The following is a 25913-nucleotide window of genomic DNA, read 5'->3' on the forward strand; positions in this document are numbered from 1 at the left end:
AAATGTATCCCATGGGCAATTACTTGCTATTTAGCGTCGTTTTTTCGGTAAACATGACGAAATAATACTTTCTGATAATATTTTATAAATTTTCGTATAAGAGGCAGTGCAATAAAAATAATCTTATGCGCGCCCGGTGAAAAAGTGGGCCAAAATATGCGGGATGCCTGATGGTGTTTCCTTTCACTTCATCAAGTTAGGTATGATTTACTATGGACGCGGTGTCCGAATGTCTCACATCGATGGCACCTGAAAAACGTCCTCCGTAAAGCCTTTCGGTCAGGGAGTGAGGCACATCCAAAACGACTGGTTGAAATAATATTTGAATATTTGTATGTAACTCGTCTTGGCGGGCCAAGATAATTCCATCATGGATATTATGTTGCTCCCCGTTCTGCACACCGACCTCTTCGCCAAGTCGCGCGAAGCCATTGATGCAATCAAAACCGCAGCAGGCCTGACTGATGCACAGTTCGCCGCCCTATGCATGCCCATACTTCGGGCGTATGCCGATCATGTGCAAAACCTGCCCTTGACCATAACTGCATTTGGCTCGCCTCGCGGCGCCTGGGAGTTTGGCCTGACAGCTGCAATGGTGGCCTATCGATACGCAGGAACAGTAATATTCTTCCCGACACTGGGATCGGAAGAGAGAAGGCTGCTGGAGCCCCAGTGCCGATATATGGCATTTTTGGCCAGTTTGGCAACCGCGGTCACTACGGTTGCAGAATCCAGTATTTTGATTTCAGGTGATGATGAGTACCATCCACTTAACGTGGACAGTACTCTTTATGCCTGGTTATCTGAGCATCGAGATGTTCAATTTAAATGGCGCGCACCAGCCACTCCGTTGTGCGCGCAGGCTGGTGCTGCGATCGCGGCGGGATTTATACCCAAGCGGTTGCTGGCAAACTTTGACATGCGCGTCGTACTGATGATGTACGAAGCAATCAACCCCAAGACGACATTGAACGGTGTTGAATCTACCCTTGCAAAAGTGGTTCGACAGGCAGTGCAGGGGGTTCTTGACCATTACCGTACGAAACAGGCCGGGACCTTTGTAGCGGAACCTAACCAGCAAATTGTTTCAACAGTCGAAGCGGAAATGGTCGCAAAAAAGATGATCAATACCGCGAACCCTGCAAGACGTGCAAACCCTTTGACTGTGCCTGCTGCCGAGCAATATGCCAGTGCATCGCCGGAAACCCCTCCGAACCGTAGTGAGGGCCTACAACAGACTCATGGGGAACTGCAGCAAGCCATGGCTTCATTCCCCTCGGTGACGATTTCAGCTGGGATCTCGCCGCCAGTACAGGAAGGAAGGAACGATGCCGAGGAAAAACTTGCGTGTGGTCATAAAGTATTGCAAGAGTGGTTCGACGCGCTAAAACAACATCCGCAATTTCCCGCTCTGAAAGACCAGCTTGTAATGACGGCCGAGGGCATCGAGGTACCCGTTTCGATGTTGGGCATGTTCGGAATCTCAGGAGCCACGATCCGGAAAATGTTGGATGACGCAGGACTAATCCTAAGGCGATCAGATAACGCCAGGGGAGTGATCCTTCATCCGGGCCTGCGCAATCGCTTCATCGCACAATAAATAAAGTAACTTTTAACCCAACACATCATTCAATGTCACGCACCTATCACGACATGTTTCGGCCCGTGTACGAACTGCCATCATTTCTTTCCTGGGCGGCATCGTCAGCCTTACTCGTAGCACTCAATCCACCGATGTGGCCAGTGGCTTCCCTTGCCGTAGCCATAGCGTCAGCCTACCGGGGGAAACAGGCGATAGATTTATATCGATTCCGAGCGTCGCTTTCGGCATTACGTGTCGAAACGATCACTATTGACGATGCTCTCACGATATCCCGTCGGCATTTGAAAATGGACGGAGCCAAGCGAAAAGAAACAGACGGTAAAGGTGGCTTCTGGCTGGGACGTGGATTCCGCTGGACACAGCAGCATGCGGAAATTTCCCGCCAAATCATGTACCGTAGTCCCGGTGAAATTCAGGGACCCCCAAGCTGGCTTCCGGCACCTATTCTCAAAGCGATCCAGCCCAAGAACTTTGTCCCTCTTAAGGAGGACAGCGTTGGCGTGTCTTGGATTCATGGCATAAGTCCCGATGAAGAAGAGCTATCGCTCCCAATTGAAGCGTTATCCGGGCATACCCTTGTCGTAGGCACGACACGAGCCGGTAAAACTCGCCTGTACGAGTTGCTGGCAAGCCAGATCATTCATGCCGGAAAAATCCTGTTTATCATTGATCCAAAGGGCGATAAAGATCTGGAGCGGCGAGTTCGACAAGAATGCAATCGTGCCGGTCGAAAGTTTTTATACTTTCACCCAGCCCACCCCTCTAAGTCTATTCGCATGAACCCTCTTGCAAACTGGAATACAGTGGCAGAGGCTGCGACACGGATTGGCCAGCTTGTTGATGCTGAAGGAACTTTTGGCGCGTTCGCTTGGAAAACGCTTTTCCGAGTAATGCGTGCGCAAGTTGCGGACGGCATGCGTCCAAACATCAAAACCGCGAAAGACTACATCCAGAACGGTGTGGAACCACTGTTGGAAAGTCTCCTGAAAAAAACTCTTTATGAACGACAAGGCGGCGCATGGGACCGTGATCTCGACGCATTCGTCGAGAAGCAAGCGCGCGGAAAGACCTCCCCGTTCAAGACTGAGCGACTAGAAGGCTTGACCGGAAAATTCCTTTCCTTGAAAATCAAGGATGAAGCCATCGAATCATTGATCGCCATGGTCAATCACTCGAAGGAGCACTACAGCAAGATGATTCAGGTTCTCGAGCCGATCCTTGAAATGCTTGGGTCCGACGAGCTGGGCGCCATGCTTTCACCTGATGCTCTGGATCTAAACGACACGCGCCCTATCTACGACACGCAAAAAATTATCGAAGAGAAGGCTGTCTTGTACGTTGGGTTGGATTCGCTATCGAATAAGATTATCGGCAGTGCAATCGGCTCGATCCTGCTGGCAGACTTTGCCAGCGTTGCAGGAGCGATCTACAACTTCAAGGAGAAACCAGAGGATATTTATCTGTTCGTTGATGAGGCTGCGGAAGTCATGAACGAGCAAGGAATTCAGATCTTAAACAAGGGTGGGGGAGCCGGCATCAAAGCGTTTATCGCGACACAGACCATTGCCGACTTCGACGTCATATTTGGATCAAGCGCGAGAACGGGCCAAGCTCTGGGTAACTTAAACAACGTCATTTGCCTTAGGGTCAAAGATCCAGCGATGGCAGACTGGATCGCGACATCCTTTGGAAAAACTGCGGCGCGAGATGTACGCGTTACTCATACGACCGGTTCGGGCTCCTCGAAGTCGTTTACAGAATTCAGCGGATCAACAGCAAGAGCATTGAGCGAAGTGGAGATACCCTTTGTAAGCCCGGACCTTCTGACGCGCTTGCCAGGCTTGCAGTATTTTGCGTTCTTGGCTGGAAGTACGTTGTATAAAGGAAGGTTGCCGTTGCTTCAATAAGACGATTTGATAACTTAAATAACTGCACTGAGTAATTCAATACAGACAATCACGCAATAAAATGTAATGATTGGTAAAGTGTAAAGGTTTACCCCAGAGGGCCAGATGGAAAAAAAACAACTATTAACTGAAGCTGTAAAAGCCGCTGGCGAGCAGTCAAAAGCAAAACAATTATGGGTAATCGATCCAATGATCGAGAACATTGCAGTGGCCTTCGCCGATTACGTCGGCATGGTATCGCTCGATCACGAGAGAAAACCATTATTAGTCGGTGCGATCAAACGTGCGATTAACGCATACGATTCGTACGAGCACTCGCCGCGAGCTGCCCGCGCTGCCTTCGTGCGTTCACTTCTGGCAAACAGTCAGGAATTATTTGCACAGCAGGTTATCGTGGAGACACCTCGTGGCGCAATCGCATGGATGCCGTTCGTTTCGAGCGTCTCCGAGTTTCTCAGCCACTACCCGGGGGCTGATGTAGAGGTAGAGCGACAGGTATGCGTGATTCCCGAACAGATCAGTAGCACCTTTCTGATGACCAAAATAATTCCGGCTGCATTACTCGACCAGGCATCACTGGCTGAACTTATCGGTGACCCGAACGGACTCACTTAAATCTCATGGCTATTCATCCTGTTAATGTTCAAAACACATTTGGTAGTCACTTCATTCTTTGGTCATTCTTTTTGCCATTGATGGCGTTAATCTTCGTACCGCTGGTGTTGCCGGACCAAACCTTGGCTCAGTCTGAGGTTGAAATGGTAGCATCGTTAGGTGTCGACATCGCCGATATGACGAAAAAGGTTGATCATCACTTCGCCGCATTTTTTATTGACTCCGGACTGATGGAAAAGACGCAGGGTTTTTTCACCGGTGACAAGGGATGGTCGCTCGATTTCGCTGGTAACTGGGTCCATGGCGTCTGGCTAATGCTTTACAAAGCAACTTGGAGATTTTATGCGCTCAAGTCGATCTTCTTGCTGCCATTGCTAGTATTGGTGATTCCTGCTGCGATTGATGGATTTATGGTGCGATCGACTAAGAAATATCGATTCGAGAGTTCCAATCCAGTTTTCTTTTATTCATCAATGCACACAATGGTGCTGATGTTCGGAATTTTTGCTTTTCTTCCACTGGCGCCATTTAGCCTTTCAGCGACGGCCCTGCTGGCAATTGTCATATTGCTCATTGGCGGAGTATGGTTAACGACCTCAAATTTCCAGACCGGAGCTTAATAAGAGAAGGCGCCTAGGGCGCCTTTTCTTATTTGTGGGTTATTTCGGAAATCTTTCTCCTTTCCAGCGCGCTACTCGTGGCGTCGGAGAAAGATAGCCGTGGGTTAACCGCTATCTCGATAGAAATGAGACGAAGTGATTCTTGCATCTCTTCCCCACATAGCATTTGTAGTGCAACAATCATATCGAGTTGTTCTTTGCCAGTAACATCGGCATGAGTGTACGCTGCCGACGATGACGATTCCATATCCTGCTGTTCTTCCAATCCATTCTCATCACCCACCTCAGGCCTTATCAGGCTGCGAATTTTACCCCAAGATAAATAGATCGAAAAACCAGTCAACATCAATACCGTTGATACCCAGCTGAGTAGCGAGCCATCTGTGGAATTGCCTGCCAGTTTAACAAAAACGAGACCCGGCAAGAAACACACGACCATCCTGAACCACTGGCTCTCGTCCATTTTGGTAAGAAAATTGGCAATACTTTGATACATGATAGATATCCTGGTTCTTTTTTAAATTTTTAGGTGCGAGGTTTACGAGGTTTTTTCACAGTAAAATTGATAGATTCCGCGTACATTTTCATTTCTTTGTCGGTGAGCGTAGCTGCTAGATACGGCACCTCCAGAAAATCGAGTTTTCCGGTATTCGTTGCAACGGTAAATACTCGCAAGAGCATAGACGCCAATCCGGCCGGGTTGATGTCGTAAGATCGTTGTAATGCGTCCCACATTGCCTTGTCACCTTCATGCAGTGTTAGTTTTAACCTTGTTTTAGTCGAAGCGGCCGTTGCCCACCGATTGGCATTTTGCGTATGAATCATTTTCAACAAAGCTTCTTGGAATGGACGGGAGTAGTTGTACCCAGCCGCTTCGAGAATTACTTTCAGCTCCCTTGGCTTAGGAGCGTAGTCGAACTTGTTTCCGATCTGATCACAGAGCGACTGCATGACATCCGTGCGTTCAGCAGCAAGCATCTTGCGTACTTCACGTGCTATCTCTACAGTAGGCGGCTCACCAACCACGTCTGTGAATGCATCCCTTAATTCTGCATTGGTAATGATGAACTTGAGTTCAATTTTTAGTCTATTCACAACTTCTTGCAAATCGCTCGTTTTAAAACCACGCAACTTCTTCATTGGTGTCTTTTGAATAAGTTAAGGCATCGCCCAGATGAGCGGATTTTAGCCCATCTGAGCGACTGGTAATGAGTGAATTACCCTCATAACTCTGCAGTAATGGCGTTCAATTCTGGCGGTACTCGTTATCGGCGCATAGAACCGGCGCCAACTATCAACAAAAACCAGGCAGCAGTCAACCGTGAGATGGTGCCTTGCTTGAGAAAGAAAAAGTTGGCGTATGGAAAAAAATGCGTTAAAGTAGCGAGGTCGCCAAGCGGCATTGTTCGCCCACCCCCTCCACTGCAAGAAATATCTCTCCGTATTGCAGCTTCCCCAGTATTCAATTATTGGCATGGCTTCCAAACTTCCTCCATTTCACATCGCCGAATTCGGCCAAGAAAATGGCTTGCTTCCTGCTCTCCTTAAGTGCCCGAGGGGCAGACACGGAATACTCGAGACGTTCCTTCCAAGTATTGCTGTCGGTGATTCCGATGCCGCTAGTGAAATATCGAAAATCGCAATCATGTGCTTTACCGTGGCAAAATTAACTTTCTTCCAGCAATCGTCTCCCCTCGTTACAAGGAAGTATAACCAAAGCAAGTCTTGGGATTCTTTCTTGATCTGCTGGAAATGAACGGATTCAATCTTGAAACTGCCGGCACGATGAAGGCGGCCGTCGTTTTTTGGGAAGTGGAATGAGCACTTCTTCAAGGCGCTTTCAAAGCAGGGAAATAGCCCGACCCTGACGGTAAATTTCTCCGGCAAGGAGGGTTTAACGTTTTTTTCGGTATGCAAGCCTACAAGATACAATTATTTTGTCGCCTCGCGGCATTTTAGTGCCCAGTCAAATTTCTCAATTTCGCCCTACTGCCAGCGTCGCTGTACCTCTGCGCATTGGTACTAAAGAGCTGTCTGACACGCTCACTCCACCTTCCCGCTCATTCTTGTCACACCTTCAATGAGCCCTGCTCAAACAATTAATCGTCGCTTTGCGGCATTGATTTGAACGCCTTCGGGCTCTGCAACCACTATCCTGGAATTCACTGGAGAAAGGATATTTAAAGGTGTGATGAATGAAGCAAAAAAAGGAAGTTTGGTACTACATCATCTTCGAACTGGCTACTCACCTTATCGTTGGGCTAGCCTGTTTCTTGGCCGTGATGTTGCCAGCAGTAATTATCTATAAGGTCAATGAATGGCTGTCTATTCACGGGATTAAAGGCATCACGATGACCGTGTTGTACTGCCTTGAGACAGTTCTGCTGTTGTTTGATTTTTGTAGCGTCTGCAGGTATATTTACTGCAAGACTAAAGGACATTAAGGAGCATGACATGAGCGCACTCATACAGCACATTAAAAAAATTGCAATCGCGGATGCACGGTTGTACTTCGAGCCGATTGTTGCTTTGTACAAATTCATCAAGAATGATTTTACCTCTTCATCGGTGAAACGCTGATGTACTGACAAGAATCGAGACCCTGTTTCGATGCGTATAGACGGCCCCTTTCAGGGGCCGTTTGTTTTTTTACCTTCGCCTTTTACCACCCTGCGACAAGCCTAATTGCAATTCCATGCTTGTGCCGCCTTGCGCCAATGAGTGGTGATGCACATGCAAACACAACAAACCCTCTGCAAATTGGATCGTCCAGTCGTCCAGGAACCGTGGCGTGTTGTCACCGGACTTGCTATGTGATCACTGTAGGGACCTGGTCCGGGGGCATCCCGAGGCACCGTGACGTGGATGGCTAAGGCCTGCTTCATCCGTTTCAGGATACCGAATGGCGAGCCTGGACCGGACCGAGGTGCTGGTTCGGTACTGGATTTTGGCGTCCAGGCTGCTCCCGCTCGTCAGCGCGAACCGCTACGGAGTCAAGCTTCGTCCATCCCTGTTGACCAGGAAATTAAGGACGATCGTGCAGCAGAAGCGGAAGACTGGTTTCTCAACAACGTCGAACCTATATTCGCCGTGCTTGAAGCCGTCGCTAACTTGTTTGCACTTACCGTCAAATGGTTGCAGTACAGCGATGACACTATTTACCACGTGCAAGGCCATCGGTTGTCGGAGAACCCAGAGCAAGCGGTACAGTTGCTGGGAACCGGAGAATCCTGGGGAAAGGTGAATCCCTTTACCACATTCGCAGCACGAGTGAGCGAGGTGGACTCTACATCGTTGAGTAAACGCGCCAAGAAAACTCCCACATTTGCTCTATACCACCTAGAGCATCGAGCCTCCATGGCGCAGCTTACTTTCCGGCGAGTTTCGCCAATAGGCAGCTGACTGCCAGTTCACGTGTAGAGTCGTTTGCGATAAATAGGCAGCGCCTACGGCGGCGTAGTACATAAATCAAAGCAGGTAGGACAACCTCGCGCTCTGAATGCAGGCCAGGGATCCATAACCTCTTGGTAGTCTCGTTACGGTATGCAAGGCGTTGTAGACGAAGGTGCATTGGTGTCCAGACAACACAGATCACCGCATCGACGGGCAGCAGCTCAATGTGCTCGATACTTGAGGGGAAGCCGTCAAGCACTGCGTGATGGGATTTAGTTGCGTAGTCGATCAATTTCCTTGCAGTGGAGATGCTCATGGGATTGCCGGCCCGTTCCCTGCGCATTGCCATCATCAGCGCTGCAGGGACATCCGAGGGAAATTGGGCGGATTGAGCCAACCGGCGAAGCATTCCGACGCTGGTATGTTGAAAATTATGGGCGACTAGGTTAGATCCAATGGTGGACTTGCCACTACCGTGGCGGCCAAGCAGGCATAAAAGTGTCATACTGCTACTCAGGCAAGCGCCGACCTGAAGCTTGCATCAAATCCTTGGCCAAATGCAGATGCGAAGTTGCCTGCGAAAGTTCACTTTCAAGATCAGGAAAGTTTTTGCCAACTCGCCGGATTGTCTTGATCGCTTCGGCCAGGTTGTCTTGTGCATCTAATAAATGTTCTTTTGCAACGCTGATGCCAATGGTGCTAGTCATGGTCTTTATCCTGCAATATCAATTCGGGGGTGTTTTCTAACGCTTCCTGGAAGGCAGCACTGATCTCCTTGATGGAGCCAACTGCGGCACCCATGATGGAAACCACGTCCGTAGCCACCAATAAATAGGTCAGTCCAAGGATGAATGCCACTACACGCAAGCCGATAACGCTACGCGGCGCGCTACGCAGGCGCCGAAAAATCATTTGGCGTCACCGATCAACTGGACTTCAAGGCGCGGCCCATCAGGAGTTTTCGCAGCACTGACTTTTGTCGATGTCGATGTCGATGTCGATGTCGATGCTGATGCTGATGCCGATGCCGATGCCGATGCCGATGCAGGTGACTGTGATTTCAGTTCGTTCATCAGGGTTACGCTCATGAGACTTTTTGATTCGACGCCGGATGCTTGTTTCGTACCTGGATGTGAAAGCGTATCTGGAAGAGGAAGTACTTGCCCAATTGGCGAGGGCATCACCGAGAGCGAAGTCGGGAATGGTGCAGATATGGAGGAGGCTGACCGCGGCACTAGCGATGATGTCGGCTGCGAGTCCAGCTGAACCTGCAATACGTACATGTCGCGCTTGAGTTGCGCCAAATCGCGCTTGGACTGATTCACGGCGTCCACAAGGACGCGCACATGTCGGTAGCTTTCATTTGTTAACAGTACGAGTGCAATGATCGCTATTGCACCTGTCGCATGTGGCAAAAACCTCTTTATGTTCACGACCCCTCCTATATCAGTGGCGCGACTGTAGCAGCGAGCCGAAACTGATACATACCAAAATGTCCTTCAAATTAATACGTAATCAAGCTCTACAACTGTTACGCCATAACGCCTCCACGAGCTGGGCTTAATTCTTTCAAGAAATCGCATGGCTTTCATTGGCATCGCATACGCAACGCAGGTCAGCATATTGTTTCCGAACACTTTTACCCATGAGGAAACAATGGACACTGCTGTAGATGATTTGACTACTGACGCTGCGCGCATTGCTATTGCTGAAGTCGACGCGGCGGCAAACATGGCGGTACAAGCACTGGACGACTCCTGTCCTGCTCCGTCCCAAGACTCTGTAGATGAGCAGGTGCTGGATGCAGTTGCAGCCGTCGATGTCGACATGCTGCGCAACAAAGCAAAACGACAGCGCGATAAGGGGATTGAGAATCTGGCACGCCGTCACGATGGTGTCGCGTCGGTCATCGCTACCGTGCGGTTGAACGAACGCGTAGTTGCTTCGGCCTTCGAACGCTACTTCGCCACTATCGAGATGGGTATCCATGTCATCAACAAAAGCGGCGTAATGTTCGTCGGCGAAAAGGCTGCGGCACTCTTGATGGAGTCCATTGTCGAGAGCATCGAAAACATGGAAAAACGGATCGACGGCGAGCTCCAGCGCATCCGCGTATCGCTGGCAGTCCACGCGTCGCGCGAAGACTGGCTCAAGCCTACATATACGCGGCCTGCGGCCGATCACGAAGTGCAGCTGCGTACGCGCCTGGCTAACCGTGTACTCGCGGTCTTCCGTAAGCAAGACGAATTTATCGTTGCGCTGAACCAGCTCTGCTGGAACGATGAAGCTGACATGGACGCGATCGAAATGGAAGAACTGAACATTAAGAAGGAAATGCGCGGCTTGGCACAGTTCATCAACCGCACCCTGCGTGGCATGCGTAATCGTGTAGCGCCGAAGGAGGGCGAGCCAGCAACTTCGCCACGGCAGGACAACGTCGGAACTGCATCGATCGAGCCACTGGCAGCGTGAAAAACATCCTTTTGGGATTTGATCCTCAGCAGCGCGAAGTAGCGCTGCATCCGGGATCGTATGTCGCGATCGCGTGGCCGGCATCTGGCATGACAATGATGCTGGCAAGAAAAGCCGCGACCCTACTGAATTAGGGCGAGGTTCGTGCAATGACACGCGCTCGCGAGCTGTTTTTCTCTCAGGTTCAAATGAAACGAAACGGAGCATGTTCCTAGCGGAAGCAGCTGTCTGAGTCGGCCGATTCGGGGCCTCTATTTCGTCAGCTCGAAATAATTACCTTCATTTTTTCAAGGACTTGCGAAAGTACGTGACGGGACGTCGTGTCCTTCGCCAGTTCCCATACAGCAACAAATAGCCTCAATTATCACTGTGCTTTTGGCAATGCAGCTACTCAGGTGTACACGACAATTTAATGATGCTGAAAATAGAAGATTCTGATGCTGAAAATTGAAGAAATCCAACGAGTACTCGCAACCCAACTTTCCCCGGTTAAGCAGTATATGGACCGGAAAGATGTAACGGAGTTGATGATAAATCCTGGCGGTCACGTGTACGTTGAAGCAAACGGAATTATTACCTACGAAGGCCAACTGCTTACTTCTACGTCGATTGACATGGCACTTACTGCTGTGGCGAAGTACGTCGGCCAGGATGCACTCGCCGGCACAAAGTCGGCACTGGTTGGCGCCAGTATCGAAGACATGCGTATCGCCGGAGCCAAAGCGCCAACTTGTCCGGATGGATCGTTCCTCACTGTGCGTAAGCACCAGGATAAAGGGGATCGCCCGACGCTGGAACGTCTCATCGAAATGGGGGCACTCACCAAAGAGCAGGCAGAAACGTTAGTTGATCTCGTGATTCTGCAGCGGAAAAACTGCATCGTAGCCGGCGCCACAGGGGCGGGGAAAACAACGTTACTCAACGCGCTGTTGAGCCATATTTCACCGAACGAACGCCTCATCACCATCGAGGATTCTCGCGAGATGCAGCTGGCGATCCCGAATGTGATCAACCTGCTGTCGAATCCATCCAGCGATATCCACGCGCGAGACCTTGTCCAGCTCGCTATGCGACTCAGGCCTGACCGCTTGATTCTTGGAGAAACGCGTGGACATGAAACTTACGACCTGATCCGTGCATTCAATTCTGGTCATCCGGGCTCTGTATCAACCATCCACGCAGACTCAGCTGAACAGGCGTTGGATGCACTGGAAATGCTTTACCAAATGAGCTTGCCCGCGAACGCCACGATGCCACCGGAACTGGTTAGGAAATACATAGCCAAGTCCGTGCATGTAGTTGTGTTTGCGGGGCGGCGCAATGTCCCGGATGGGGCAGTCACTAAAGTGGTTCGACGTATCGAACAAATTTGCTTAATAAAGGGAGTGCAAGATGGAGAATATGATTTCGAAAATGTGGCTTAAGACGAGGGCGCAGCATGCTGTATTGTCGCACGCTTACCAAAATATGCCTCATACGACGAAGGCTGCGTTCAAGGCAGCTGCTGTAGGCGCAGTGTTGATGTCGCCGCAATTAGCATTTGCCGCGAACGCAACAGACTTCTTCTGTTTTATTTCGGACTACTTCAAAAGCATCGTTGGCGGCGCTGCCCTGGTGGCGCTTCTGATGTGGGCAATCGAGCACATCTTTGGCGTCGCGAAATTGCACGATATGGTTATCAAAGTCGGTATTGCTGCAGCCATCGTTATCGGCGCCACTACGATCATCGCCAAATCTGGCCTCGCGCCTCCAGGCTGCGCTCTGTGAGGGTATCGGCTGTCAACATGGCGCTTTTGGCGCCACGCCTGAACAATGGCATTACCAACAAAGCCCTCGGGCTTTGCTGGGGGCCAGGCGCGTTTGTCGCTTTTCTTTTGGCATCAGAAGTAAACGTCTGGTACGCAGCCATCCCCATCGCATTCTCTGCATCCGCCCATGCTGCACTGAGATGGGCGTTCAAAAAAGATCCGCTGATTTTCGCCATGTACACGCAATACGCGATCATGGCGAAGCGCTACCACCCTGACTCTCGGGAAACCCTGCCTGCACCGTATGAGCGACCTCACAAGGTCGGTCGCGGTCTGCGAATGTAACTATGCTGAAAATACGATTTCGTGAAAAGGACGAGGCTGACGTCCATCCGCTGCAGGCATTGTGCCCGTGGCTTAACCACATAACGCCTGGCCTGATTTTGAATAAGGATGGTTCACTGTTGGCTGCGTTCGAATACCGTGGCGTTGATCCAGATGACCTTTTCGAAGAACAAGTCGATTCGTATACCGAACAAATGCAGAAGGTGTTCTCCCGTCTGGATAGTCGTGTCACCGCTTGGTGGATCGTCGACAAGCGTCGAGACTACGGCTATGTGCAGGGCGGCTTCCAGAATCAGACTGCCTCTGATCTGGACGACATCTATTCCGAACGGTTCAAGGGCGGCAATCACTTCACGACCCGTTACACTCTTTATCTCTTGTATAGCGGCAGTACGGGCAGTGACAAGTTCTTCGACCGGGTCGCACGTATCCAAACAGAGAAGGGGGTAGCCGTATCCTCTGCATTGATGTCAGCGCTGAAAGAATCACTGTCTGGGCGCAAAGCGTTCGCGCGCGATGTCGGCACTCTTCGAGATAATATTATCTCATTTGAGCGCATCATCGCTGCATTCAGCAGCGCAGTTCCAATCCGGTTGAATCGACTGGAAAGCAACGCATTTACGTCAGCGCTGGGCGCGATTTTGAACCGGGCAAGCAACGCTACGTCAATGCGGAAACCGGCAGACGCACTGCTCGACTCCTGGCTTCCACGCAACTACGTAGCGGCCGGCCCGGACTTGATTAAGTTCGATGGAAGTCAACGCTCAACCTTCATGGGCGTAATTGGGATCAAGGGATGGCCTTCTTCAACGTCCCCCATGCTTTTCGAAACACTTGCAGCGATGGATCTGGAGATGACAATCTGCCAGATCGTCCGATTCCTCGACGCTGGAGAGAGCTCCGATACAATCAATCCAGCGATTGAATATTATCACCTGACGCAATATGGCCTCATCGCTCATGCCCTCGCCAAGGCGGGAGGAAGTGAGCCAGAGGCCAAGCCAGGCAAGGAATCGATGCTTTACGCCTGTAAAGAAGCGCAGGAGCGAATCGGCGCCGAAGGAATTACCTACGCATACATGGCAATGTCCGTTTTTGTTTACGGAGAAACTAAAAGCGAACTCAAACGCAATTGTGATCGCGTGGTAACCAACCTCGAAAATAACCATTTCACAGCCGACCGTGAGCGGATCAATGCCATGCCGGCATTCGCCGCACTTTTACCCGGACAGTGGGCGACGCAGTCACGTTATGACCTTGTTTCCGTTGAGAATGTGGCAGATGCGTGTCCAATCTATACGATGGACGAAGGTCGAAGCGAGCATGCATTTTTCTCTAAGCAAGTATTCCGCAAGCCAGTACCGCAGCTGGCCGTGTTCGGCAATCGATATGGAGGACGTTTCAACTTTTCCTCACACGTCGATCAAGTGGGGCACATGCTTATCATTGCACCGACAGGTAACGGTAAGTCTACATTCGTGAACTTTTGCTTGTCGCAATTCCAGCGCTATGGTGCCGGCGTGCGTACCATCGTGTTTGATCGCAACCGAAGCTGTGAAGTGGTAACTAAATTGCATGGTGGAAAGCATATCGATCTCAAAAAGCGGAATACCCGCTTAAATCCGCTGTCTATGATGCGTGATGGTACAGAAGACGGCCGCACTTGGGTTCGGGAATTCATTTTGCGTCGATTTGAAGAAGGCGGTTTTATAGCCGACACTGAAGATCGTCAAAATCTCGACGGCGCCCTTGAAAACCTTTGCCGCGGCGATGGCCCCGTAAGTATGAGCAAGCTGGCAGTGCTTGTATCAAAACGTCTCGAAGCCCAGCTCGCCGAATGGCTCCAAGGCCGGCCATTTGGCATGTTCGATAACGAGGAAGACGACCTTTCTCTTTCAAATTGGACGACTATCGAAATGTCATCGATCTTGTCTGTGGATCGTATTGCGCGCGCTTTCATTGACCTCGTGTTCCGCAAGATCTATACCCAGCTCGACGGTACACCAACCTTTATTTACATCGAAGAAGCGTCGTTCCTTGTGAACGATTCGCGCTTTGCGCCCATGATTTCCGAATGGCTTAAGGCAATCCGATCGCGCAATGGATTTCTGTGGATGTCGATTCAGTCGCCTGAATCGGTCACGAATGCCGAAATGTCGGCGACCATCCTCGACAATATTTACAGTTTCTTACTGTTACACAACAAAAAAATCGAATCGCATCGCAATCACTACCGTGACAATTTTGGATTCGAAGACCATCAGATCAACATGATCGCTCAGTTGCAGCCCAAGCGCGACTACCTGCTTGTGCAGGATGGCCATACGCGTGTGATGACCACCGAATTTACATCGGCTGCACTGGCATATCTCCGATCGGAGAAGGCTGTTCTTAACGTGTTCGACAAGCACGAAGCTGCAAACGAGGCCGGCTGGCAAAAAGCCTACCTCACCGAAGTTCAGTCAATGTAAAAAATGGAGAAAATGATGAAAATGAAAAGTTTGAAGCAACTGGCACTTTGTCTGGCTCTCGGCATAACCGGAGTGCCAGCGCTGTCAATTCCAGTTTTCGATCCAACTAATTTTGTGCAGAATTACACAAGCGCAGTTGCTGCAGTCAAACAAGAAATAACCGCTGCGAAGCAACTCATCCAAGAAACGCAATCGGCCATCAACATGGCCAAATCAGTCAAGTCGATTGTGAATTTGGAAGGAATCGCCCAGGTTAAAGAAGCCTTAAACCTCTACAAGCAGCTCAAGGCAGTAGATAGCCGATTGGAAAACGATTTTCAACAATCGGCAGACCTGACCGAACGGATTTCAGCCAAGTATGGCGCTTCGGGAATGTCTTGGAGTGATTACCTGAATTCTCGTAGTCAGCTGGAAAAACAGCAACGCGATACGGCTGCTCAACGCTACCGCGCTATTAATGCTTCCCTGGAACAGACCGCGCAACAGCGTCAGGCTATCGTGAGCAAGCTGGGAAGCGTGCAAGGGCAAACTGAAGCCATGCAGGCGCTTGGCGCCTCAATTGATGTCCTGATCGGTCAGAACCAACAAATCATCTCAATTCTCGCGTCCACAAATCGCACTAATGAAATGAAACAAAATGACAAAGCAACCGATGACGCATCCAGAGAAGAGGAAGCAAACAAGCAGATGAATAGCTATCAACAGAGTCTGCGTGATGCAGCAAAGAAATACTAACTGCCATCACCATTAAATCATCGATTAACTCCAGACTGATACCTTGAATGAATATTTTGAAATTCTTTGTCGCCGCACTCTTATTCGCGCTGATGGCGACGCATGGGGTCAGTGCGGCTGAACCGGCCAAGAAATCCGACGCCGGCGGATTTTTTGACAGCATGGATGGTGCTGTTCGTGAAGTTGGGAGAAAGGCGGGATCCAATCTCACCGCAACCATGAAAACCACAGGCTATAGCATTGCCACGAAGCTGAACCCAACTGCATTAGTGATTGCAGGCAGTCTGGGTCTTATATATCTTCTTTATGAAGTGATGCAATTTCTCAGTGGAAAAACTAAATCCATGCTTGTAGTAATTTTTGATGTTGGTATTCCATGTGTGTTTGCTGCTGCTTTCATCACGGCCTACCCAACTCTGCTTCCCAAGTTTGAGGGCGTCCTTGATGTTTTTCGTACACTCGGTTCAGATGGGCCCAGCGCATCGACACCATTCGATGGAATCCTCGACGTATACGGTTCGGTCTTCGCGCATATTTCTGCAGCGATTAAAAGTGCCTTTGGTGAAAACCTTAAGTTCGCGAATTTAGTGACCCAACCGTCTAAGTTCATGGTCCAAATTGTCGATTTGCTCATAATCGTATTATTCTGCCTTGCGATTGTCGTTATCCTCCTAACAGGCATTGCGGAAGCACTTGGCTTGTTGTTAATTGGTCCATTTCTTTTTTCTGTCGGCGTGGCTTTCGGTCCAGTCATGATCGCAGGACTTGTTACACCATGGACTCGGGACTATTTCACGAAATGGGTGCAATTTCTTGTCATATCCGCTGGCCTCCAGGGAGTAATCAACGTTATTTTCACGATTGCCTACAAGTTGATGCAAACGGTTGGTGTGTCTCAAAACACTGGCCAGGGGACAGCTGTTGGCCTGGTGATCGTTGCGATTTTGCTTCTTACAATCAATAGTATGGTCAGCCAAGCCCCATCCATTACAAACGCACTGTTCCCCGGCCATGTCGGTGTAGCAAAGAGTAGTGGTGCTGGAATGAAGGACGCTGTGTCGAAAGGTGCTAAGGGAACTGGAAAAGCGGTAGCCAATACGCTGAAAGGTGGCGTCAGTGGAGTAAAACAAGGCATTAAGTTCGCAAAGTGGGCAGGTGGCAACAAGAAATAAGGGCTAATACGCACATCAATGAATATGAAAAATTTAAAACTTTCTCTCCTGCCTTTCGTCATGGTTGCCGTGCTGACGGGGTGCTACACCTCAGCCTCTTCGACCGCGATCGGGTTTAACTACGCAGTTGATAATGGGAAAGCGAACGGGATTGTGCAGGTCTTTGATCTAAGCGGAAATACCGTCGTTCAGGTTCGAGACCTAAACCCGAAAACTACGCAGTTCCTGGATGGAAAAAACAAGCCCATTGCGTTCAAGGTGGTTGGTGAAAACGTCGTCTTGGCAGGGATGCATCCGTTCTTCACCGTTTCGACTTCGATAGCGGCTTCGCGCGTAATACGCAACGCTGCTGCCCAAGTGGAGCAGCCGAGAGCCGTCGCAGCGGATGCCTCATTTAAGCAGCCAGATCCAGTGGATTCCGACGCGGCAATCGTGGCTGAGATTACTCGTATACGGAAAGAGCTTGCGGATCTTAAAGCTATGCTTGCGGGCACAGGAGCTATTGATGCGGCGCCTATCGCTCCTCCCGTTGCCGCCGAAGACCGGGACACTTCTCCTGATCCAAGCGTTGTAATTGTTCCGTTCTCCAACAATAGTCGCCAGTTCAATCCAGCTCAGGGCCAACGAATGCAACTGGAAGCACTTTCTCAGAGCGCTAAAAATATTTCGGTACGTGGCTTTACAGATAGTGATTCCCCGACCGCTGGGAGCAAGGCGCTTGCCAAGGCCCGAGCCGAAGCGGCCAAGCGCTACCTCGTATCGATGGGCGTTGCCGCAGCCAAAATTGTGGTCGAATTTGACGGGGCTGGAAATTTTATTGCTGAGAACCGAACCGCTGCCGGTCGTGCCGCTAACCGTAGGGTCGAAATAGGGGGCACATAAAGCCTGTCTCGTGGTACATATTCCCAACCCGCTTCGGCGGGTTTTTTTTGTTCGAATCGCATCAATTTCTCACAACCAATCATCACTTGTTTATTGGAAACATTAGAGAAAATGGCTGCATGAAAATTCAGTCTAAAACCCCTACCAAGCAGACATCGTCTGGTGGCTTGCCTCCTGATTTCGCACCTGGTCCATTGGCCAAAGATACCGAGGTTGAATACTTTGAGCGTGGAGCTCGCCCAACGCTTGAGCGAAACCGCATGTTCTTAATTGCTGTTGTGCTCGCTGCAGGCCATGTCGTCAACGGCATCGCCTGGAATATTTTCCTGCCAATGAAAAGCGTGGAGACGTACCAGGTCAATAAGGTAGACGGGGGGCGCCTTGTGGCCGACGGGACAGCCGTTGGTAACTGGGCTCCTGACAGCGATTCGATTGCCTACTTTCTTAATAAGTGGGCTAACAGCGTATTCGATGTAAACCGCGCAACTATCGATGGCACGTTGACGGAAGCTGGCGGCTTGGTAATTGGTTCGGCAAAGGCTCAACTTTCGGAAATGCGCCGCAAGGACAACCCGCTTGTTTCACTTCGGGATTACCCTCAATACAGCCGGACGTACGACTTTACCACGCTCAATTTCATTAAAGACGATGTCGCGTTGCTCCGTTTCCGGACAATTACCCGCCTCACACCGGAATCGATCCCGATGATCGTGACATATGCGATGACTGTCTCCTTCACGCGCGTGAAGCCAACGACCCGCGCGGAAGTAATGAAAAATCCAGCCGGCCTTTTCATTACCAACATCAACATCACCGAGGAATCCGTTTCAAAATGAAACTCAACAAGATAGCCGCTTGTATGGCGTTGATGATCCCTGTCTTTACGCATGCAGCGCCTGCAACGAAAAAGGGTATACCCGCATCGAAAGACATGTCGGCTGACATCGCGGCACAAGCTATTCCAGTGCCGAAAGAAAACCGGATCGTTCGCTATACGTATTCACCGGACGTAATTTTTCGCATCATGTCAGTGCCGAATCTGACCACACACCTTGAACTCGGCGAAGACGAAGGCGTTAACGAAACGCCTGCCATTGGTGACCAAGCACAGTGGATAGTCACTGGCGGCCCACGCCATCTCTTTATCAAACCATTGCGCTTCGATCTGGAAACCTCTCTTACGATCGTCACGAACAAACGGACATATCAGTTTCAACTGATAGCGGGGAAATCCGCTAGCGCTCCGGTGTTTCAAAAAGTCAGTTTTTTGTATCCCGACCGCGAACTCGAGGTGAAGCTGCGCAAGGAAACAGAAACCGCAGTGGTCGACGCTGAAAAGAACCGACTGGCCGGCCAAGTTGTGGCAACCGACATTGATCCGGCCACGCTTGATTTTGGTTTCAAAATTGAAGGCGACGGCAGGTTCAAGCCTTCCGCTGTATACACAAACGGCAAATTCACTTTCCTGGTCATGCCGAACACTCAAGACAGTCCAGCTATATTCCTGCTTGATGATGACGATAATCCGTCCTTAATTAATTATCAAGTTAAGGCGAACATGATCGTTGTCGAGCGTGTAGCCACCAAACTGCTGCTAAAACTCGGCAGTGCAGAAGTAAAGGTCATAAAGCGCGGCCAGTACGACACAAAGCGGGGACTTTAACATCATGGCGAAAGATCCGTTTGCAAGCCTCCCGGCGATTGAGCCAGAGGATCGGCTTGAACCAGACATGGCAGTACCCTCTGATCATGTTGAGTCAACAAGCGACGTCTCAGCAGGTTCACCGCCGCGCACGCTCCTTAAAACGGCCACAAAGTGGTCAATGCCTCTAATGGCGCTCGGCCTCTGCGTTTGGCTTTTTGTGCCAGACAATAAGCAGCAAGCACTTCGTGCAGCTCCAGCGCCTGTTGAAGTCGATACAGCTCGGCAAGCAGATGAAACCGTGGCGATGATGAGAGGCTTGAAGGATGAAGCGGCTAAGAAACCGCCAGTCACGGTGCCGGTAATGCCTGGCTCAATGCCAGCTAAAACTTCAGTGGCCAATGCTCAAGCTACTTCCGATGGCGCCCCATCTGCTGCTGGCAGCTATGATCCCGCTTCCTCGCATTCACTCAATAAAGGTGTAGCAACTGGTGCGCCGGTGCCTCAACCTGCTGGGGAGCAGAACGACAAAGCGGCGCAGGCATATGCGGCAGCCGTTGCACGTCAAGAGGAAATCCGGGCTTCAGCAATTGAAGTTACTAAGGTAAAGCTCATCGGCCAGTCCGGCAGCGTCGAGCATACGAAACCAGCCGCCCTCGCAGGTCTGCAAGGCGATATTGCAGATGCTGAAAAATCAGATGCTCTCCGCGCGCAAAAGGCAATGCAGGATAGTCTTATGGTTGCGATGGGACAAAAGGAACCGGTCCGGAGCAAGAGCGCGAATGACGACTTCCTCACGACAAACGCAGCAGCGTCAAACTCAAGTCCGAGTCTTACACGCCAGATGTCACCACAAGCACCAACCATCGTGAGCGAAGGACATGTTATTCGTTCGGTATTACTCACGCGAGTCAACAGCGATCTTCCCGGGAGGGTGTTGGCCCGTGTCACTTCGGATGTCTACGACAGTAAGCAACGATACGTGGTCATACCTAAAGGAAGTCAGCTCATCGGTGTTTACAGCAGCCAGGTCGTGGTGGGCCAGGAACGTCTGCTCATGGCAATGAACAGGCTTATATTGCCAAATGGAAACTGGATCTCGCTTTCTGGCGCCAGCGCAGCTGATATGGCGGGGATGTCAGGCATAAAAGCAAACGTAAACAATCATTTTATGAAGATGTTCGGTACCAGCCTTGTTCTGGGTGCCTCAACGCTTCTTCTTCCAAGTACAGACACGACGGTAAGCACCTTGCAAAGCATGAATGGCAATGCCAGTGCAGGCACGGCTGGTTCAATATTTGCCACTTCATTTAACGACGTACTCAAGTCGCTTCTTGAAAGGAATAGACAAATTCCTCCTACGCTTAGCCTGCAGGAGGGGGAGGAGTTCCTCTTCATGGTAGCCCAGGACATGGCAATGGTGCCCTACCAGCCATAACTGCTGGACACTGAGTCCATCCGAAAAGTCATCTAAACCATTGATTGTTAATAGTTTGCTTTCCATAAATTGCAAAAACTGAGCCCTGGTTTTGTAGCTCAACAGAGGATTTTTGCGATTTCTAGGAAGGCTGTTGATGCTGAGATTCTGCTAGGAACAACAAAATGCATTCCTTCGAAAATGCATGTCGCTTGGCAGAACATCAAAGTCACACCTGAACAAGCATTGACCGATGATGGGCGGGCTTTTCGTCATACGCCAGGTTTCATTCCATCAAATTGCATTGCTAAATCATGTCGATTTAAAAGTATCTCTTATTCAAGTGCCTGCACATCCTTGACTCAAAATCCAGCATACGGCTCGACCATCTACCAGGAAATCATCTACTCACATGAAACCAATTTACGCCTTCACTGCGGTTGCACTAATGTTGACGTCGATTGCTGCTCACGCTGCAACTGATAGCAATTATTACATTGCAGATAAAACAATCAATCAACAGTTCCGCACGTATAGCGACGGTAAAAATACTTTCATCGATGCTGTCCCTGGACTTGTTGTCCTTGGCGCAACTGCGGACGGTGACTCCTACGTACTGACGGGCGAACCGCATGAAATTAAGATTCAAATGAATGGCCGTGCGACAACGCTGATCCGCGGGAGCAAAGCTGCTGTCGCACCTTTGCCGCCGAGCGCCAGTTTGCCCAATGCCGCCATCCTGGCGAAAATAAATCAGCTTGAAGGCCGGCTGAAGCGGACGCAAGAATCCGGTCGGACGACTGACGGCACTCCATATATTTCTGACGACGACATTGCACAGAGCGACACAGCAACCATTCAAGATTGGGTGGTACTACCTGGCGATGTTCGCCTGGCCGCGACATTTGATCGATGGGCAAAGTCCGCCGGCTGGCGTGTTCAATGGGATGCGAACAAGCATTTGCTCATTGACAGTACTTCGACCTTCTCAGGGTCGTTCGTGGACGCAGTCAAGGCTGCATTAATGACACCAGGCATCCGCTTCGGTTCCTACCCACTCGAAGCATGTGTCTATGCGAACACGCCACCATTAATTCGCATCACGCGTCAAGGCGAGCAATCGCAAGAATGCCCCGACTAACTCGATAAAGATAATCATGAAGAAGATCATTCCACTTGCTGCCCTTGTGCTGACAGCATGTACTTCACCCCAGCTGCAACGCGCTGCAACAGATGAGGTCAGCAACGCTTTGACCAAGGCAACAATGGGAACTGGTAGCGTTGCAGCCACGGCAAGCTCTGCAACGCGCGGATCAGCCGAGTACGCGAACAAACTCGCCGCCGAACAGGCCAATATGCCAGTCTTGCGCCGTTCAAAAAAGGCGTGGCTGGGATCCCAAATGGTACCCGTCACAAATGATGACAAGTTGCCCTCAGTCTTCAAAACGAAATACTGGCTTGAATTCAATGACAAGAAAGAAAACCGCTTCGTATCGCTCAGCACGGTAGGAAAACGCCTCACCGAATTGACGGGTGTGGCCGTTCGCATCCAGCCGGACGCCCTCGAAAGCTGGGGCCGTAGCGACGATGGAAGTGTGCCGCGTCCTGTGGCGCCCGTATCGTTTAATCCGCAAGCGCTGCCACCAAGCCCATTGCCGATGATCCCCAGCAGCTTTCAACCAGCAGCAACGATGGGGCCGCAGGTAATGGTTGATTCACTTGAAATGAAATGGAACGGCACTCTTGTCGGATTCCTGAACCACCTGACCGATCGCCTTGGCCTGGCATGGGAATTCAGGGATAACACGGTGGTGATCATGAAGTACGTGACCGAGTTTCACGAAGTCGCGGCGTTCACCGGGAAGACAAGTTATTCCATGACGACAGGTGGCGCGTCCACTGGTACGTCCGGTACTTCTGGAGCGGGCGCATCGCAATCGGCGTCAACGCAGCTCGAGGTAAAAGAAAGTGACAAGGAACTTGATGCGGTTGAATCCATTCTTGCTGCGGTGAAGCAGATGATTCAATCTGTTCCTGGCTCCACTGTCACCCGCTCCGAAGGAAGTGGTCGGATGGTAGTAAAAACGTCGCGTGAGATGCAAGGCCAGGTCCGCGACTTCCTTAAGTCCGAAAATACCTCCATGCTTCGCCAGGCGCAGATCCAGTTTGACATCTATTCTGTCCGAACCGCCGACAGCGACGAGCGTGGACTGAACTGGTCGGCTGTGTTCAATACTCTTTCCGGAATCTACGGCGCAAACATCACTTCCCCGTCAACCTTGACGGGCGCCACGAGCGGAAGTGTGGGCCTCAACATTCTTAATACTGGCGATGGCAACAATTCGAATACCAGTGCGCGGTTCGGCAATTCATCGGTAATCGTGAATTTGCTCAAGCAATATGGCACCAGCGTTCAATACCGGCCAGTATCGTTGCTTGCGTTGAATCGAACCTGGGCGAAGAAATCCCGATTGTCGACAGAAGGGTACTTGGCTGAAACGACGCCAGGTCCCGCTAGTTCGACGGGAGTCGGTGCGCCTGGTCTGAAAACAGACAAGATTACCACCGGCGATCAATACGTTGCGCTCCCTCAAATTCTCGACAACAACACTGTCCTGTTGAAGTTTGGCGTTTCGCTGTCCGATTTGTTGGGACTGTTCGATGTGACTGTCGGCAGTGGCCTGACCATCCAGAAGGTACAGACTCCTCGCGTCACCAGTGTCAACGACCAATATACCGTCGCGCTGAAACCGGGCGAGGTTATTGCAATCTCTGGCCTCTCGCGATTGGTGACAACCACTGATCAGCGATCGCTAGCGGAGGGGGCATCGATTGGTTGGGGGGGGAGCCGAAAAATCGAGATGCAACGGGAAAACTTCGTGATTTTCGTTCGCCCAGTCATCCTCTAAGACTGCACCTAACATGACACAAGTAATTTTCAAAAACAAAAAACGCGCGGTTATTGCTGGCTTGGAATGGAATGTACTTGGCCATTATCATTCCAAGAATGGCATCACGCCAGAGGTGCGCGCTTATGCTACAGCACACGGCGCCGATCGCCTTATCGTGCATGTGGCGAACGTAGATGGTGCCTTGCACGCTACCGTCGGCACGACGAGTATTAGCGAATTGGATGAATCCGTCGGCAGCGAACAGCATGCGCTCGGCGCCCTTTTTGCACGCTCTCATGCAGAAAATGCCAATATGGTTCTGGCATGGTGCTTCGAAAAGACCGCGACTATGGTAGTTGTGCAAAATGGGTTGCCGGTCGTCGACCAGCTAATGCCTATCGAGAGCGTCGGGGACTTCCTTGAAAAAGTCGTTGCAGGGCTTTTCAACGCACGTGGCCACGCTATCTATAGCAACGATACCAGTGTGCATCCGTTTGCAGAACTGATCAGTGAAGGTGATTTGTGGGCAGCAGCCACCAAATCAACACGTCTGAGAAAAATTCCATTTAAGAAGTCGGTTATCGCGGTGCTGCTGGTTGCCTGTGCCGTTGTTGGCGGTGGATTTCATCATTATCAACAACTGCAGGTAGATGCCAAATTGGCGGCTACGCAAGCCACTCTGGCGGCTGAAGATCCACTGCCTTCATACCGCACTGTATTGGAAGCCAGCATCGGCAATTTAGGATTTGACCGGACATCGATAAAACTTACTTTGCTACAGCTGGAACATTATGCTGTCTGGCAGGATGGCTGGCTTCTTCGTCAAATCGACTGTGATATGGCTCGATGTACTTCGACCTGGGATCGAAAGGGCGGTACAACGAAGTCAATTATTGCCGCACGTCCGCAAGAAACATATCTGCAGGAAGAGAGTTCCGAGGAAGTTTCGATTTTTGCTTGGACTTCGCGACTCAAGCCAACCGGGCACACCTCCATATCACATCTCGACATCGAGGAGAGCGCGAAGGCCGACAGCCGCAACGTCTATCAGGTCTGGCGTAATGCTGGACTTTTGGTCCAGGAACAATCAAAGGAATTTGCTGTTTGGCCTACCCCGCCAAGCGGCAATGCATCGTTACTCCCGCGGGCATCATCTGCGCTCGCTCGCCCTGTCTCTGTTACTGCGCGGTACCCGTTCGTTCAAGATCTGATTGACAGCACTCCTGCGGCCGTGTGGTGGCAGAGCTTCTCCATTTCATTTACACCCGGCGGCAAAGCTGACCAACTCACAATAACGTTAAAAGGTACATCTTATGTTCGCTAAATTGCTTTCAACTTTGGTGCTTATGGGCATAGTCACAGCAGGCTCTGCGCAGCAAATGCCTATGCCATCGACCAACAGCAATGTCGTCTCTCAAGCAACAAAAGCCATCCCAGTGCCGGCGGCGCCGGCGACAGCCGTCAAGGTGGAGCCAACAAAAAATGATGCAGTGACGGCTACAGCAGCATCCAAGGCGGAACCTGGCCGATCTGGCGCGGCACCAAACACAACAGGAAACCCAGTCAGCGTTCCCAAGACTGGCGCCCAAGAACTGATTACACCAACCGGGGCATTGTCGATCAAACAGGTCGCTGAAGCACAACGGGTACAGCTGGCCGCTGAAACTGCTCAAAAATTGGGGTTGATGAGTCCGGTTCCGCAAACGCCATTGCCGGCTGTGGACTTTGTTAAGCCGTACAAGGCACCCAGACAGTACCCGAAGATCGAATATATCGCAGGTACTGTTGGCGCGGAAAAAGTTGGTTTCAGAATGCCCGATGGTGAATTGTTAGCACTAGAAGCCGGCAACACCATCCAGCAGTGGCGCATCAAACAAATTGTAAATGGAAATGTCTTCCTGGAATTGCCAACAAAAAAATATTCGGGCAAAGCTGTAAAAAAACGCAAGGCAAAAAATTCGATTACCCGAACCATGACTATTGGTCAATCACTGAAGTAG

26 protein-coding genes are annotated in these 25913 nt (G+C 50.6%); 22 read left to right on the forward strand and 4 right to left on the reverse strand.

Annotated elements, in window-relative coordinates:
• Positions 1-370: 370 nt before the first annotated feature.
• From ACZ92H_RS20110 to ACZ92H_RS20125, 4 genes are all read left to right on the forward strand, one after another.
• Positions 371-1600, forward strand: coding sequence for a TraI domain-containing protein (locus ACZ92H_RS20110; protein WP_465050767.1), 1230 nt, complete (start codon positions 371-373; stop codon positions 1598-1600).
• Between the two features lie 32 nt (positions 1601-1632).
• Positions 1633-3510 carry a conjugative transfer system coupling protein TraD gene (gene traD / locus ACZ92H_RS20115; protein WP_465050768.1) on the forward strand — a complete coding sequence of 626 codons (1878 nt, stop codon included), beginning with the start codon at positions 1633-1635 and terminating at the stop codon, positions 3508-3510.
• A 105-nt stretch (positions 3511-3615) separates the two neighbouring features.
• Positions 3616-4125: a hypothetical protein gene (locus tag ACZ92H_RS20120; RefSeq protein WP_465050769.1), complete on the forward strand. Its 510-nt coding sequence runs from the start codon at positions 3616-3618 to the stop codon at positions 4123-4125.
• 5 nt (positions 4126-4130) lie between these two features.
• On the forward strand, positions 4131-4745 hold the full coding sequence (locus tag ACZ92H_RS20125; RefSeq protein WP_465050770.1) for an IncC plasmid conjugative DNA transfer DtrJ family protein: 615 nt from the start codon (positions 4131-4133) through the stop codon (positions 4743-4745).
• 28 nt (positions 4746-4773) lie between these two features.
• Here ACZ92H_RS20125 and ACZ92H_RS20130 read toward each other — a convergent pair whose 3' ends face one another.
• Both ACZ92H_RS20130 and ACZ92H_RS20135 read right to left on the reverse strand, forming a co-directional pair.
• The gene (locus ACZ92H_RS20130; RefSeq protein ID WP_465050771.1) at positions 4774-5241 is read right to left on the reverse strand and encodes a hypothetical protein; all 468 of its coding nucleotides are present in this window, start codon (positions 5239-5241) and stop codon (positions 4774-4776) included.
• A gap of 29 nt (positions 5242-5270) precedes the next feature.
• Complete coding sequence (locus tag ACZ92H_RS20135; protein WP_465050772.1) at positions 5271-5885, reverse strand: hypothetical protein; 615 nt, start codon at positions 5883-5885, stop codon at positions 5271-5273.
• 1314 nt (positions 5886-7199) lie between these two features.
• Here ACZ92H_RS20135 and ACZ92H_RS20140 point away from each other — a divergent pair.
• Both ACZ92H_RS20140 and ACZ92H_RS20145 read left to right on the forward strand, forming a co-directional pair.
• Complete coding sequence (locus tag ACZ92H_RS20140; protein WP_465050773.1) at positions 7200-7325, forward strand: hypothetical protein; 126 nt, start codon at positions 7200-7202, stop codon at positions 7323-7325.
• A gap of 285 nt (positions 7326-7610) precedes the next feature.
• The gene (locus tag ACZ92H_RS20145; RefSeq protein WP_465052367.1) at positions 7611-8147 is read left to right on the forward strand and encodes a hypothetical protein; all 537 of its coding nucleotides are present in this window, start codon (positions 7611-7613) and stop codon (positions 8145-8147) included.
• Between the two features lie 500 nt (positions 8148-8647).
• Here ACZ92H_RS20145 and ACZ92H_RS20150 read toward each other — a convergent pair whose 3' ends face one another.
• Both ACZ92H_RS20150 and ACZ92H_RS20155 read right to left on the reverse strand, forming a co-directional pair.
• The gene (locus ACZ92H_RS20150; protein ID WP_465050775.1) at positions 8648-8845 is read right to left on the reverse strand and encodes a hypothetical protein; all 198 of its coding nucleotides are present in this window, start codon (positions 8843-8845) and stop codon (positions 8648-8650) included.
• The gene (locus tag ACZ92H_RS20155; protein ID WP_465052368.1) at positions 8838-8996 is read right to left on the reverse strand and encodes a hypothetical protein; all 159 of its coding nucleotides are present in this window, start codon (positions 8994-8996) and stop codon (positions 8838-8840) included. The genes ACZ92H_RS20150 and ACZ92H_RS20155 overlap by 8 nt, the downstream gene beginning before the upstream one ends.
• A gap of 54 nt (positions 8997-9050) precedes the next feature.
• On the opposite strand from ACZ92H_RS20155, the gene ACZ92H_RS20160 reads away from it, so the two are divergent.
• The 16 genes from ACZ92H_RS20160 to ACZ92H_RS20235 all read left to right on the forward strand — a co-directional run bounded on the left by ACZ92H_RS20160 (position 9051) and on the right by ACZ92H_RS20235 (position 25913).
• A complete protein-coding gene (locus tag ACZ92H_RS20160) occupies positions 9051-9404 on the forward strand; it encodes a hypothetical protein (RefSeq protein ID WP_465050777.1) in 354 nt (117 codons plus the stop codon).
• A 315-nt stretch (positions 9405-9719) separates the two neighbouring features.
• Entirely contained in the window at positions 9720-10610 is an 891-nt protein-coding gene (locus ACZ92H_RS20165; RefSeq protein ID WP_465050778.1) for a hypothetical protein, read from the forward strand.
• A gap of 437 nt (positions 10611-11047) precedes the next feature.
• Entirely contained in the window at positions 11048-12034 is a 987-nt protein-coding gene (locus ACZ92H_RS20170) for a TadA family conjugal transfer-associated ATPase (RefSeq protein ID WP_465050779.1), read from the forward strand.
• Positions 12003-12377, forward strand: coding sequence for a TrbC/VirB2 family protein (locus tag ACZ92H_RS20175; RefSeq protein ID WP_465050780.1), 375 nt, complete (start codon positions 12003-12005; stop codon positions 12375-12377). The genes ACZ92H_RS20170 and ACZ92H_RS20175 overlap by 32 nt, the downstream gene beginning before the upstream one ends.
• 17 nt (positions 12378-12394) lie before the next feature.
• Positions 12395-12703, forward strand: a complete 309-nt coding sequence (locus ACZ92H_RS20180; protein WP_465050781.1) for a hypothetical protein — start codon at positions 12395-12397, stop codon at positions 12701-12703.
• 2 nt (positions 12704-12705) lie between these two features.
• Complete coding sequence (locus tag ACZ92H_RS20185; RefSeq protein ID WP_465050782.1) at positions 12706-15174, forward strand: VirB4 family type IV secretion/conjugal transfer ATPase; 2469 nt, start codon at positions 12706-12708, stop codon at positions 15172-15174.
• A gap of 12 nt (positions 15175-15186) precedes the next feature.
• Positions 15187-15909, forward strand: a complete 723-nt coding sequence (locus ACZ92H_RS20190; RefSeq protein ID WP_465050783.1) for a hypothetical protein — start codon at positions 15187-15189, stop codon at positions 15907-15909.
• Between the two features lie 47 nt (positions 15910-15956).
• Positions 15957-17081, forward strand: coding sequence for a type IV secretion system protein (locus tag ACZ92H_RS20195; RefSeq protein ID WP_465050784.1), 1125 nt, complete (start codon positions 15957-15959; stop codon positions 17079-17081).
• Positions 17082-17105: 24 nt separating this feature from the next.
• Positions 17106-17963: an OmpA family protein gene (locus ACZ92H_RS20200; RefSeq protein ID WP_465050785.1), complete on the forward strand. Its 858-nt coding sequence runs from the start codon at positions 17106-17108 to the stop codon at positions 17961-17963.
• Positions 17964-18082: 119 nt separating this feature from the next.
• On the forward strand, positions 18083-18799 hold the full coding sequence (locus tag ACZ92H_RS20205; RefSeq protein WP_465050786.1) for a VirB8/TrbF family protein: 717 nt from the start codon (positions 18083-18085) through the stop codon (positions 18797-18799).
• Entirely contained in the window at positions 18796-19626 is an 831-nt protein-coding gene (locus tag ACZ92H_RS20210) for a TrbG/VirB9 family P-type conjugative transfer protein (protein ID WP_465050787.1), read from the forward strand. The genes ACZ92H_RS20205 and ACZ92H_RS20210 overlap by 4 nt, the downstream gene beginning before the upstream one ends.
• A gap of 4 nt (positions 19627-19630) precedes the next feature.
• Positions 19631-21043 (forward strand): TraB/TrbI/VirB10 family type IV secretion system protein, encoded by a 1413-nt coding sequence (locus ACZ92H_RS20215; protein ID WP_465050788.1) that lies wholly within the window; start codon positions 19631-19633, stop codon positions 21041-21043.
• 391 nt (positions 21044-21434) lie between these two features.
• Positions 21435-22163: a TcpQ domain-containing protein gene (locus tag ACZ92H_RS20220; RefSeq protein ID WP_465050790.1), complete on the forward strand. Its 729-nt coding sequence runs from the start codon at positions 21435-21437 to the stop codon at positions 22161-22163.
• 16 nt (positions 22164-22179) lie between these two features.
• Positions 22180-23931: a type II secretion system protein GspD gene (locus ACZ92H_RS20225; RefSeq protein ID WP_465050791.1), complete on the forward strand. Its 1752-nt coding sequence runs from the start codon at positions 22180-22182 to the stop codon at positions 23929-23931.
• Between the two features lie 13 nt (positions 23932-23944).
• A complete protein-coding gene (locus ACZ92H_RS20230) occupies positions 23945-25237 on the forward strand; it encodes a hypothetical protein (RefSeq protein WP_465050792.1) in 1293 nt (430 codons plus the stop codon).
• A complete protein-coding gene (locus ACZ92H_RS20235) occupies positions 25227-25913 on the forward strand; it encodes an NUDIX hydrolase (RefSeq protein ID WP_465050794.1) in 687 nt (228 codons plus the stop codon). Before ACZ92H_RS20230 ends, ACZ92H_RS20235 begins: the two co-directional genes overlap by 11 nt.

The sequence above is a fragment of the Janthinobacterium foliorum genome (assembly GCF_978021625.1).